4 protein-coding genes are annotated in these 14886 nt (G+C 39.5%); all 4 read right to left on the bottom strand.

The features are described 5' to 3' along the window. Positions 1–48 precede the first annotated feature (48 nt). Positions 49–5022 (bottom strand): fibronectin type III domain-containing protein, encoded by a 4974-nt coding sequence (locus ACIQ2S_RS00310; RefSeq protein WP_396171994.1) that lies wholly within the window; start codon positions 5020–5022, stop codon positions 49–51. A gap of 150 nt (positions 5023–5172) precedes the next feature. Continuing rightward, the gene (locus ACIQ2S_RS00305) at positions 5173–10017 is read right to left on the bottom strand and encodes a fibronectin type III domain-containing protein (protein WP_396171992.1); all 4845 of its coding nucleotides are present in this window, start codon (positions 10015–10017) and stop codon (positions 5173–5175) included. A 170-nt stretch (positions 10018–10187) separates the two neighbouring features. Beyond that, positions 10188–13994 carry a fibronectin type III domain-containing protein gene (locus ACIQ2S_RS00300; RefSeq protein WP_396171990.1) on the bottom strand — a complete coding sequence of 1269 codons (3807 nt, stop codon included), beginning with the start codon at positions 13992–13994 and terminating at the stop codon, positions 10188–10190. Between the two features lie 144 nt (positions 13995–14138). Then, positions 14139–14886 (bottom strand): T9SS type A sorting domain-containing protein (locus ACIQ2S_RS00295; RefSeq protein WP_396171987.1); only part of this gene is annotated, 748 nt, incomplete at its 5' end.

Genomic DNA, 14886 nt, shown 5'->3' with positions numbered 1-14886 from the left:
ACCGCCTGATTGCTCAGACGGTTTGTCAATTTATAAGAAGTTTAAAACTTAGTTTTTAACCACTTTAACTGTTTTGGTTACTTCATCCGAAGTTACTTTTACCATATAAGTTCCAGTGTTTAAACCTGATAAATCCACCTGCGTTTGTGTAGCATTTGGTTTGGCAATTAACACTTGTTGACCTAATAAGTTGTAAACAACAATTTCTGAAATAGCATTACTGTAAGAAACAGTTAATACATCTGTTACGGGGTTTGGATAGTAGTTGAAACTTGCGTTATCAAAACCACCTACACTCAAAGTAACATTAGCGGTAACTGCTAAAGCAGCACTGTTACACGTACCTGCTGAGCTCACTGCATAATACGTTGTTCCATCAGTAATTAATGAACCTACCGGCAATTGGTTGATATTCGCCAAAGCATCTGCTTCAGAAGCAAACCATTTGATACCCGTTCCCACAACCACTAAATCTTCAATGGTAGCATCGGCGGCTGTCGGGGCAGTGATTGCTTGAACGGCATCTCCGGTTGGAACAGCCAATTCTGCAATAGTCACATCGTAATCTTCCGCTTCTCCATAGGTGTAACTTGAACATGGATCGATAGTATTACCTGCAGTAGCAAATACGTTTCGCACTCGCATTCTGTGCAATCCTGCAGGAGCATTACACGGTATTAAGATTTGGACCGTTCCGGTTGCACTTGCAGCAATATTAGTTGCAGTAAAACCAACGCGTTCTGAAAGTTCAAATGTTAAATTATCATTTAGGTCAATCCAAATTGCTACCCCTTGTGAGCCGCCACTTCCTACAGTTATTGCAGTATTATAGGAGGTTCCTTCCACAAGTGTGGCTGTATAATTTGGCTGACCTGTGTAATAATTGAATGAAGGAGCCGTCGTGCTATTCCCTGTATTGTTTGACAAAGTAGTTCCGGTAATAACAACATTTGACATCATATCATTCGAACCGACGCCTGTGGTATACAATGGTGTGCAAACACAAGCAGTCAATGCAGTTGTAAAGGATTGCCCCACACAACCGGTTGCGTCTCCTACCAAATTAAAGGGAACAATTGTATAATAATAAGTTGTATTAGCATTTCCTGCAAACGAATACGAAGGATTAGAGCCTATGTTTACATTATTTAATACATCAGACCCACCGGCAGTAGTTCCAATAGTCATTTTGTAACCATCAGCTCCCGGAGTTACGTCCCAAGCGAATGTGGTGGCAAAATTTCCGCAGGTAGCGTCTGGAGTTGCTACAATATTTGTTGCACAAACCGGAGCACTTGACGGAACTACATTCCAAGAAACATCGTCTATATAAATAGTGGCAGAACCACCTGCTAAAGGTGCATTTCTAAAAGCTAAGTTTTTAACTCCTGCCGGTAAAGCTGCCGGAGCATAGGTAAATTCAAGAGCTGTTGTAGCCGCTGTAGCAGGCAAATCAAAACTTGTTAACACAACAAATGAAGAAGCATCTGCCGGATTTGTCAAATACCCTAATTGGATGAATCGATTGGCAGTTGAACAATATGCTTTGAATTTTAATTGATGTGTAGCAGCTCCCAAATTTGAAACCGGAGGCATTACCGCCAATACTTGTGTTGGAGGCGTTGCTGTTCCGCTGGCAAACATATATAATCTGTTGGCAGGTGACATTGGAGCTACAGAACCTGTAGTAATATATGTACTTCCTGTTCCTAAGCGAGCCCAACAATCGGGCATTGGATTGGCGGAACCTGTTGGCAATCCTTCAAAAACTTGAATGAATTCTGTTGCATCGTTACACAGTGTTTTGAATGCTACGGGTCCAGTCCAATAACTACTATCTGAAGCTGAACAAACTGCACGAACATAAAACACATAATTTGTATTAGCTGTTAAACCTGTAAGCACAAAAGGGTTTGAAGTAGTGGCAACAATCGTACCCGTACCTTGTGTAAAACCAGGTGCTCCATATTCAATTTCCCAAGCGGTTGCAGTGCCACTTTCTGTCCATGCTAATGTAGCACTTAGATTGGTAATTGCGTTAATTGCAATAGCTGTAGGTTCAATACATGTTGGTATTGCTTCCCATTTAAAATCGTCTAAGTAGGCTGTTGTTGAACTACCCGGATACCCTGGGTTTTTTAATACTAAATTGGTGGCTCCAGCAGGAAGTGCTCCCGGAATAATTGTAAATTCTATAGCAGTTGCGGCGGTAGTGCCGGGTAAAGCGACTTCCTGAATGAATTGAAAAGAAGAAACATCTGATGGATTGGTTAAATAACCCAACTCTAAAAACCGATTCGCTAAGGAAGCATACGCTTTAAATTTCAAACGGTGCGTATTGGCTTGCAAATTTGAAACCGCAGGCATAATAGCATAGGCCTCGGTTGGAGGTGTTGCTGTTCCACTGGCAAACATATACAGTCTGTTGGCAGGTGACATTGGAGCCACACTACCAGTGGTAATATACGTGTTTCCTGCTCCACCTTTGCTCCAACAATCGGGCATTGGACTGGTAGTTCCTGTTGGTAATCCTTCAAAAACTTGTGTAAACTCAGTAACCATGTTACATTGGGTTTTAAAAGCTACAGGACCTGTCCACGGGCTGCTGCTTGTTACTGAACATAAGGCACGAATATAGAATGTATAATTACTATTCGGTGTTAAGCCTGTTAGCACAAATGGATTTGTATTAGCAGCAACAATTGTTCCTGTTCCCAAAACAAAACCGGGAGCACCATATTGCACTTCCCATGCGGTAGCAGATCCGTTTTCAATCCACCCCAATTGTGCACTTACGTTGGTAACTGCAGTGGCTGTTAAACCGGATGTCTCGACACATGTAGGAATTGCTTCCCATGCAAAATCATCTAAGTAAGCAGTAGTTGAACCAGCAGGAAAACCGGGATTTTTTATTGCTAAATTCTTGATTCCTGCAGGTAAAGCACCCGGAATTAATTGAAACTCAATAGCAGTTGCTGCAGTAGTTCCCGGCAATATAATCTCCTGCAAAAACACAAAACTACCCACATTGCTTGGGTCTGTTAAATAACCTACTTCTAAAGGTCTATTAGCTATGGTTGCATATCCTTTAAACTTTAATCGATGCGTATTGGCCTGTAAATTTGAAACAGAAGGCAAAATAGCATAGGTTTCTGTTGGAGGAGTGGCAGTTCCACTGGCAAACATATACAATCTATTTGGGGCAGATCCGGGAGCTACTCCGCCGGTAGTAATATAGGTAGAAGTTGATGTTCCCCCTCTACTCCAACAATCCGGCAAAACGTTTGTACCTGTGCCATAGGAATCAAAATTTTCAGTATAAGCAGTTACATCATCACATTGTGTTTTAAATGTAAAAGGCCCTGCCCATGAACTATTGATTGGACCTGTGCAAACACCTCTTACATAAAATTGATAATTGGTATTAGGCGATAATCCGGCAAGAACATATGGATTTGCTGTTACATTTGATACTATAGTTCCTGAACCAAGTTGGAAATTTTGCAAGCCATACTGGATTTCCCAAACGGTCTCCGGACCACCATTTACCCATCCTAATTGAGCTCCTGTATTAGTGATTTGGCTAGCCGACAATTGCGATGGCTCAATACAGGAAGAATTAAATTCCCATTTCACATCGTCAACATAAACAGTTGTGGCACTTCCGGAAGGAAGTGTAAATACCAACTGACTTACTCCAGCCGGGATAGTTGTTGGTACCAATGTAAACTCTTGAGCTGTTGAAGCGGCTGTACTTGGCATTGCAAATTGCTGCAACGAAACAAAAGTTGCTACATCTGTTGGATTTGTAAAATAACCAACATTCAATGTTTTATTTGCTGCGGTGGCATATGCTTTAAATTTCAACCGATGCGTGTTTGCTTGTAAATTTGAAACCGGAGGCAAAATGGCAAATGCTGTTGTTGTCGCAGAAATATTCATGTACAAACGATTAGGAGCAGAACCGGGTGCTACTCCACCAGTAGTTGTGTACACATTTGCAGAAGTACCAGCTTTGCTCCAACAGTCCGGTAAATTACCTGTACCCGTAGGAGATGAATCAAAATTTTGAACAAAATCTGTTACGGTCTCACATAATGTTTTGAATGGTGTTGCAGCTTTCCAAATACTTTTATCGCCAGCGTCGCAAGCCGAACGAACCCATAAATAGTAGTTTGTATTTGAAGTTAATGCTGTTAAAGAAAGGGATGTCCCTGTCGCAACTACTCCGGTGGCAACAGTAGCCGGTAGCGGAGCGGTGTTTGAAGTTGACAAATAATATTCGTAACCATTAGAAGGCAGGATAGTTGGTGCAACCCACGAAACATCCGCAGAGTTTATTGTAATATTTGCTAAAGAAACAGACTGCGGTGCGTTGCAACTCACCACAAAATCAAAACCGATAAAAGGTCTTCTGAAGTCGGAAGAGGCCAAAGAGGTTGGCAAGGTACCCGTTGTATTATTGGAATACTTTGTTGTATTGGAATTACCTGTATTTACGCAAGGTGCAATATACTCATAAAACCAAGACAATGCGGATGAAGCTGTTGCATTAGTATACTCAAAGAATACGGCTAAATTTTGCGTACCTGAGTACGTGAAGTTTGTAGCCAATGGAAATAATTTCCATCCTGCATCAGAACCTACAATTGCAGCCGGGTTAGAATCATAAACCAACGTTGTACCAGTTGTAGCAGTGGCCCAATCTAACGCACCAGCACCAAAATCAACTGCGGTAGTTTCTTTGATATAAATTTTAAAATTAGGTGTACCAGCCATGCTTACACCTGTAGTTGACCGATTAAAATACATGCCATTGATTACCTGTCCGGCAATTGTTCCCAATTGACTGGAGGGATAAATAACAGCGGTTCGATTGGTGGAATTTGCTGAAGATGTACTATACATCGGTCCATATGTTGTACTTCCTAACGTACTACAACTAGGAACAGTGTACAATTGTGCATGTATTGATGAAATGGTAATCAAAAACATAGCGAGTACTAGTGTAATTTTTTTCATAATGTTTAATTTGTAAATAGTTTCTAAATATAATGTTTAAAAAAAAAAAATTAAAATCTCATGTGTTAATTAACAAAATACATTCAAACTGTTATAAAAAAAACCGCCTGAGTAGTCAGGCGGTTTCTCAATATATAAGAAGTTTAAAACTTAGTTTTTAACCACTTTCACTGTTTTTGTTACTTCATCAGAAGTTACTTTAACCATATAGGTTCCGGCAGTTAATCCTGATAAATCCACTTGCGTTTGCGTAGCATTTGGTTTAACACTTACTACTTGCTGACCTAATAGATTGTAGATAACCACATCTGAAATTGAACTGCTATAAGATACTGTTAAGATATCAGTAACAGGGTTTGGATAGTATTTGAAACTTGCATTATCAAAACCACCTACACTTAAATCTTCTTCAATTACATTTACTGTAAAATCAACAGTTACACCCCATGATCCGCTATAACATGAATCTGGTGCCGGAAGGAAATCTGCAGTTACAATCCTCATTCTGTGTGCCCCTAAAGGTGCAGTAGCAGGTATAGCTACAGATGCATTCAAAGTTGATGGATTTGGTTGTGCTGATTCACCCGTGTACAATAATTCACTTGCATCAAAAATGAAATTATCATTTAAATCAATCCATATATACGTATTATATGTAAATCCGGTCGCAAAATTAATCGTAACTGGTGAACTCACATTTCTTTGTAAACTTACAGGAGTTGCTGTATTATTAGTATACGTTATGTTTGAGTTTGTGAAATTTGTAGTTCCTACATTAATACTCGTAATTCCGGTACCGTCTAAACTAGTTGGCACTGATGGGCAATAGCATCCAGTTGCTGCAGTTGTAAAGGATTGTTCTGCACAACCTGTTGCATCACCATTAGCATTAAATGGAACAACCTTATAATAATAAGTAGTATTTAAATTACCAATATACGAATACGTTAACCCACCAACTACTAGATTATTTAAGATATTAGAACCTCCTGCTGTAGTACCTATTGTTAATTTATAACCATCTGCACCAGCAGAAGCACTCCAAGAAATAACAGTAGCTTCATTACCACAAGATGCATTTGGCACAGCTGTAACAGTTGCAGAACAAACGGGTGCAGCTAAAGGAATCGTTTGAATTTCAAAATCATCAATAAAGAAATCTATATCTTGACCCTCATTTGCAGAACCACTAGTTCCGTAGAATGCAAACTTCACAGCATTGGATGTAACCGTTGGAATATTGAATGTAGCTGTTGCCCCTAAATTTGAAGGTGTGTTAGCTGCATTATAAGTCGTTAAATTAGTCCATGTTGCTCCACCATCTGTAGACATTAAAACGTATACAAAGTCATCGGTACCAAATGTTGGTGGCGTTCCTGTGATAGGACCAGTTCCTCCAAATTGTGTTGCACCTACTTTATATTTTACTTGATAGCCGCCAGTGGTTAAATCGAACACTGGTGATACTAACCATCCAACAACACCTGTAGTCCAAATATTAATTTTAGCAGCTCCAGTAGCTCCAACATTCAAATAACCATCTTGAAACCATGAACCAGAATTAACAGCACCTGTTGGACCCGTTACTTGCGTACCTGCACCATATCTTTCCCAACAAGCAGGAGAACTTACCGGAGACGGAGCCCATGTTGTGAAAGGCTGTATATAAGCCGGTGTAAAGGATGCACAAGGTGTTGTAAATGTTACAATGGTAGTCCAAGCACTTTTATCAGATGCAGAGCATACCGATCGAACCCAAACATAATATTGTGTAGATGGCGTTAATGCTGTTAAAGCTGCAGTTGTAATACCCGCTCCCACAGATCCTGTTGGAACAGTAGTTCCGATAGGATTGGTAGATGTTGTTGCAACATAATACTCATAGCCATTAGCAGGTGCAGGCGATGCTGCAGTCCAGTTTAAAGTTGCTGTCGTAGCCAAAACACTTCCCAAAGAAACACCAGTTGGCTCCACACACGTTGGAATTGCTTCCCAAGCTACATCATCAATATAAATTGTTGAAGAGTTACCCGGAAAACCTGGGTTTTTAATAGCTAAATGTTTCACTCCGTCAGGAATAGTTGTTAGAGGCACATAGATAAATTGTTGTGTACTAGCTATTGCAGTTCCAGGAACCTGAAAATCAGTCAAGTAAACAAAAGTACTTAAATTGGAAGGATCTGTTAAATAACCCAATTCTAAAAATCGATCTACTTGTGTAGCAAAAGCCTTGAAACGTAGTCTGTGAGTTCCATCATTTAAATTGGATACAGCAGGTAAGATTGCATAAGCTTCAGAAGGAGGCGTAGTAGTACTGCTCACAAACATGTACAATCTGTTGGCAGGTGACATGGGAAGTACACTTCCGGTAGTAACATACAAACTAGGTGTTCCAATCAATCCTCTACTCCAACAATCAGGCATAGTGGTACTAAAGTTTGATACTAATGCATCAAAGTTCTCTGAATAGGATGTTAAATCATCACATTGTGTTTTGAATGCAAATGGACCCGTCCAGAAACTAGACTCGGTAACTGAACACACGGCACGCACATAATACACATAATTGGTATTAGGTGTAAGTGCAGTTAATGTAAATGGATTTGAAGGTGCGGGAACTATTGTACCTGTACCAATTGCAAACCCAGGTGCTCCATATTGTATTTCCCAAGCAGTAGCTGAGGAAGCTTCTGTCCAGCCTAACACAGCAGTTGTATTTGTAATTAAAGATGCAGTTAAACCAGAAGGTTCAATACAGGTTGGAATTGCTTCCCAACTGAAATCATCAAAATAAGCTGTTGTAGAACCTAGTGGAGTTCCAAAAAATCCATTATTTCTAATCGCTAAATGTTTTACCCCTGCAGGCAAAGCACCCGGAATCACAATAAACTCTAATGCAGTGGTTGCCGCGGTACCCGGTAATGTAATTTGCTGCAATTCTACAAACGATGCTGTATTAGAAACATCAGTCATATAACCCACACTCACCGTTCTGTTAGCAACTGTAGCGTATGCTTTAAAACGAAGTCTATGCGTATTTGCTTGTAAATTAGAAACCGGAGGTAAAATAGCATACGCCTCAGTTGGCAAAGTTCCAGCAGCTGTGGCAGTCATTACTAATCTATTGCTTGGTGACATAGGAGCAACGCTTCCTGTTGCAACATATAAAGTAGGTGCACCAACTAAACCTTTCGTCCAACAATTTGGTAGCGGACCGTTAAAAACGGTTGACTGCGTTGGAGCATCAAAATTTTCGGCAAACGTTGTTACATCATCACATTGTGTTCTAAATGAAAACGGACCTGCCCAAGAACTATTTATTGGACCTGCACATATACCTCTAACATAATACTGATAAGAAGTATTTGGTGTTAAACCTGATAATACATAAGGATTTGTTGAAACCGGAGAAACGATTGTTCCTGTCCCTAAGAAAAAATTAGGTGCACCATATTGAATTTCCCAAGTAGTAGCTGCACCGGCAACCCATGCCAATTGTGCTGAGGTATTGGTAATAAAATTAGCGATTAATTGAGAAGGCTCTACACATGGAGAATTGAATTCCCACTTCACGTCATCCACATATATTGTTGTAAACACACCTGTTGGAGTGGTGAACACCAATTGATTCACACCTGCAGGTAAAGCTGCAGGAATAAAAGTAAATTCTTGAGCAGTAGTAGCTGCTGTACTTGGCATTGCAAAAGATTGCAATTGTACAAATGTTGACAAGTCAGCAGGATTGGTAAAATAACCTACATTCAAAACTTTATCAATAGCAGTAGCATACGCTTTAAAACGCAAACGATGGGTAGCTGCTTGTAAATTTGATACCGGAGGCATTACTAAAAACACAGTAGTTGTGGTACCAACACTTATAAGCAATCGATTAGGAGCTGACATTGGAGCAACACTACTCGCAACAATATTTCCGCTAGTAGAAGTTCCTAATCTACTCCAACAATCAGGTAAAATACCTACACCCACTGTGGTGAAAGTGTCAAATGTTTGAACAAAATCAGTCACTTCATCACATAGCGTTTTAAAGGTTCCTACTAGAACCCAAGTTCCAATATCTGTTCCACAAATAGAACGAACAAAAACGAAATAAGACGTATTTTGAGTCAAACTTATAATAGCAGCTGAATTAGTAGCGGAAGCTGTTCCAGCACCTGTTGGAGTTACAGCCGAACTTGACACAATATATTCATAACCATTCGCAGGAATAGAAGTAGGCTCTGTCCATGTAATAGTTGCAGTAGTAGTTGTGATATTAGTTGTTACTAAACCTGTTGAACCCGGGCACGTTGGTGGTGTCCATGTAAAAGTTAAACCTGAGCTGGGAGTGATTGCAGTTGTAAGCGTACAATTGGCAGTATTAACTGCACCTGAAGTGGTAGCTGACCAGTTTGTTGTAGTGGTTCTATTGTTAAATGCTGTATTTGCAGCACCCCTTAAACCAACTTCTCTAGTTCTGTTGGTAGCATTTTGTGTAAATGAGCCGTACACAACATCAATTACGTTGGTTGTTTCATACAATTTAATTTGAAAATTGTACACGTCGCCGGTAGATGCAAAATGTCTGTAATCTTTCCACTGTATTGTTAATACCTGGTTAGGTGCAGTACCTGACAGCTGATGACTTAATTCACCGGCAGTATTTCCTTGCAAATCGCCTGCAAAAGCAGAAACTACATTGTTAGTTGTACCTGTAGATAACGGATTATAACTGCTTGTTAGAGTACCTCCACCAAAAGTAATCCAACCATTTGTTTGTACACCAATTTGGGTGTAACTTACACCATTGTAAACAAAAGAAAAGCCGATAGGAATGGCAGCAAAAGAGGTGTCATCATTTGTTGCAACCCCAAGCACCGTACCTCCCGTAATCGGAGTATACGTTCCCGATGTTTGACTAAATGCATACGAGCTCACCTGAGCACTTATCTGCCAACATGAAAACAAGGCAAATAAAAGTAATGTAATTTTTTTCATAAGGGTTAATTATGTGTTAATAAAAGGTAAAAATATGAATTTACATTTAAAAGTCAATTCAAAAACTAAATTTAAACTGTTAAAAAAATAAATTAACATAATTTAAATAAATTGTTAAAAAAAACCGTCTGAAAAGTCAGACGGTTTTATAAAAAATGTAATTTATGATTTTAGTTTTTAACCACTTTCACTGTTTTTGTAACTTCATCCGAAGTTACTTTTACCATATAAGTCCCAGCAGTTAAACCTGATAAATCCACTTGCGTTTGTGTTGCATTTGGTTTAGCAGTTAACATTTGTTGACCTAATAGATTGTAAACAACTACTTCCGAAATGGTGTTACTATAAGACACAGTTAACACATCCGTTACGGGATTTGGATAATAGTTGAAACTTGCGTTATCAAAACCACCTACACTTAAATCTTGTTCAATAACATTAACTGTAAAATCAACTGTTACTCCATAAGAACCACTATAGCATGCATTTGGAGAAGGAAGAAAATCTGCCGTAACAATTCTCATTCTATGTGCCCCTAAAGGTGCAGCAGCAGGTATAGCCACAGTTGCATTTAAGGTGGATGGATTCGGCTGTGCTGATACACCTGTGTATAATAATTCAGACGCATCAAAAATGAAATTATCATTTAAATCAATCCATATATACGTATTATAGGTATATCCGGTAGCAAAATTGATGGTAACTGGTGAACTCACATTTCTTTGTAAACTAACTGGCGTTGCAGTATTGTTTGTATAGGAAACAGGTGTGTTTGTAAAGTTTGTTGTACCCACTACCACACTTGTAATTCCATCATTATCAACAGAAGTTGGAACAGACGGACAGTAACAACCTGTTGCCGCAGTTGTAAATGATTGCTCTGCACATCCTGTTGCATCTCCATTAGTGTTGAATGGAACTACTCTGTAATAATAAGTTGTACTTAATGACCCAACGTACGAATACGTTAATCCGCCAATCACTTGATTGTTTAATATTTGTGAACCTCCCGGTGTTGTGCCTATTGTTAACTTATAACCATCCGCACCTGCGGCAGCATTCCATGACAAAGCAGTTGCTTCATTACCACAACTGGCATTCGGAACGGCTGTAACATTTGTCGAACAAACCGGTGCAGCTGTAGGAATGGTTTGAATTTGGAAATCATCAATAAAGAAATCAAGATCCTGGTCTTCAGATACCGATCCACTCGTTCCATAAAAAGCAAACTTCACAGCATTTGAAGTAACGGTAAGTATATTAAATGTAGCGGTAGTCCCTAAATGCGAAGGTGTATTAGCTGCATTATAGGTAGTTAAATTAGTCCAAGTTGCTCCACCGTCAATTGACATCAAAACATATACGAAATCGTCTGTTCCAAAAGTAGGCGTTGGACCCGAACTAATCGGACCTGTGCTAGCGTATTGTGTAGCACCTACTTTATACTTCACTTGGTAACCTCCTGCAGTTAAATTAAACACCGGCGACACCAACCAACCTGTACCTGTTGGAGCTGTAGAATAAATATTGATTCGAGCAGCACCTGTAAAACCATTGTTTAAATAACCATCGTTGCCCCACGGACCGGTATTTTCTGGCCCGGTAGGACCTGTGACCAAAGTTCCGGTTCCAAATCTACTCCAGCACGCAGGAGAATTTATTGGAAATGGAGCCCATGTTGCAAAATCTTGCAGATAATCGGGAGTGAAAGCTGCACAAGGTGTTGTAAAAGTAATGGCTGTTGTCCAAAAACTTTTTTCTGTTGCACTACACACCGATCGAACCCAAACAAAATATTGCGTTGTAGCTGTTAGTCCGCTTATAGCGGCTGTAGTGATACCAGCACCTACTGATCCGGATGGTGTTGTTGAACCCGTTGGTTCTGTAGACGTTGTAGAAAGATAATATTCATAACCATTTGCCGGAGCTGGAGAGGGAGCTGTCCAAGATATCGTAGCAGTTGTTGCTAAAACACCAGAGGTTGTTAAAGCTATAGGCTCTACACAGGTTGGGATGGCTTCCCAACGGACATCATCAATGTAAATTACCGTAAAGTCACCGGGAATACTGGTATTTTTAAACACTAATCGTACCGCAGTTGCAGGCAAAGCACCCGGAACAACTATAAACTGTTGTGCATTAACTGAAGAGGTAGGTAAATCAACCGATGTTATGAATTGATAAGTTGAAAAATCACTCGCATTGGTTAAATAACCGATTTCAAGAAAACGGTCAGCTCCAAAACTATTATACGCTTTAAAACGTAAACGGTGTGTTCCTGCCGCTAAATTAGATACAATTGGCATCGCTGCAATGGATTCAGTTGGCGGATTTACATCTGCATCCGCTTCCATTACTAAACTATTTGGAGCTGACATTGGTAATTGTGTAAAACCATTGATATAAACATTGGCATTACCTCCTTCATTCCAACAAGTTGGCATTGCAGCGTTAAAACCACTAGGAATCGAATCAAAGTTTTCAACGTACGAAGTTACCGGAACACATAAGGTGGTAAATGTAGCAGAACCCACCCAAATACCAAACTCTGTGGCAGAACAAGCGGAACGAATCCAGATGTAGTATTGAGTAGCTGGTGTTAATGCTGTTAAATCTAATTCAGTAATTCCAGCTGCTACCGCACCTGTTGCAGGAGTTGCTGCAGTTGGATTGGTGCTGGATGTTGATAAGTAATATTGGTATCCATTTGCAGGTGCTGTTGATGGTGCAGCCCAAGCTATAGTTGCAGAAGAGGAAGTAATTTCGGATACAAACAAAGCACTTGGTTCTAAACATGTTGGAATTGCTTCCCAAGAAACATCGTCAATGTAAGCATTAGTAGAACCATCAGTAACTCCACTGTTTTTAAAAACTAAGCGTACTGCAGTTGCAGGTATAGTTCCCGGAATAATTGTAAATTCTTGTGAGTTAGCTGTACCTGTTCCAAGCGTCACGGTAGCTATCAATTGGTAACTTGAAAAATCAGTAGCATTTGTTAAATAGCCCACTTCAATAACTCCTCCTGCAGCATTAAAACCTTCAAAGGCTCTAAATCGGAGACGATGGGTGCCTGCAGATAAATTTGACACAATTGGCATGGCAGCATAAGTAACCGTTGCTCCAAAAGCACCCGTAAAACCATACATATACAGACGGTTTGGTGCAGAAGCCGGTGCTATCGATCCACTCTCAAGATAGCAATCAGATGGACTACCACTTCTTAGCCAGCAATTTGGCAAAGCAGTATTAAAACCGGAAGGACTTGAATCAAAATTTTCCGAGAAAGCAGTAACCGTTACACAATTCGTTGCAAATGAAAAAGGAACACTCCATAAACTATCTTCAGTAGCACATTCGGAGCGAACATAAAATTGATAGGTGGTTGCAGGAGTCAAACCTACAAAATTATATGTAGTTGCGGTTAAATCAGATACTAAAGTACCTGTTCCTTGGGTAAAACCAGTTGGACCGTATTCTAAATCCCACTCTGTTCCGGGTCCTACTGCTGTCCAGTTTGCAGTTGCAGTAGTTGTAGTTAAATTAGTAATACCTAATGCTATAGGTGACGGACAATCTGCTAAAAACTGCACTGTAGTTGTATGACAACCACCGCCACCTGAACATGTAGCGTCATTTGTAACATGCAGACGCACACTTGTGGCTGTAATAGCAGTTACCACTAATGGCGAAGGACCATGAGCGATTACTGCATTTGCAGTAGTTGTAATAGTTACATATTTATCACCAGAATTTGTAGCTGTGAAAATATAATCTTCTCCAATTATTAACCCGTTAATAGTATTGTATTCAGTAACAAAAGTGCAGGTTCCAATTTGTTGTATCTGTCCGGTATTGTTGGACGTAACGGTTAAATAAGCAATGGCATTTGTGCATTGCCCATTCGATAAGTAAGGTACAAAAGCCACTAAAAAAAGCATGTACCATCTCTTCATGTTTAATAATGTAATTTTTTTCATAAAAATAGTTTGTTTAATTATGTATAAAAATATTAATTATTTCCTAATAACTGTGTTAATTTTATAACTTATCAATTCAATTTTATTTATAAGCACAAAACCGCTTGTTTTCACAAGCGGTTTTGAAAATAAAGACTTTAAAAATTATCTTTTTATAACCTTTATTACTTTAGAAGCCTCATCGGTGGAGACTTTGATTACATAAGTACCACTTGGTAACTGAGACATATCAATTTGTCCGTTAGTCGAATTTAATTTTTTCGTAACTACTTGTTGACCTACCATATTAAATACTTCAACAGTTGAAATCATATCCGAGTAACTAACATTTAGAATATCTATAACAGGATTTGGATAATAGTTGAAATTAGCCTCATCAAATACCGACGAACTTAAGTCAGGATCATAAGCCGAAACTTGGAAACCACCGGTAGTTGCTGTTGGTGCTGTTGTTGACCATTTCCAAACGGCAACATACACTGTTGCTCCGGGAGTTAATCCAGTTACATTTACTAGTGACATATTTCCTAATCCTGCATCATCATCACAACCTACTTGTGTTAAAGTACCACAAGTACCGGTGTATACAGTAACAACAGAATCAGTCATTGAACCAGTAGCTGATTGTTGTGTTTCAATGGTCAAATTACCCGAAGCCGGCACCACCACCGTGTACCAAACTTCAAAACCGGCGTTTGCTTGACAGCTTGGTAATAATGCTGCAGTTGTTGTTGCTCCAAAAATAGTTCCACTTACTGGATTAGCCGCAAAATTCACACCTACTGTTAATGGCGATGCGTTTGCACACAAATCATTTCCAGGTGCCGGAGGTGGAGTAATAGTTAAAACACCACTTAAATGTGTTGTGCCGTTCCAGAAGTTTCCATTGTTA

It is taken from the genome of Flavobacterium sp. (assembly GCF_044371705.1).
Taxonomy (GTDB): domain Bacteria; phylum Bacteroidota; class Bacteroidia; order Flavobacteriales; family Flavobacteriaceae; genus Flavobacterium.
This window is presented reverse-complemented; position numbering and strand designations above follow the sequence as displayed.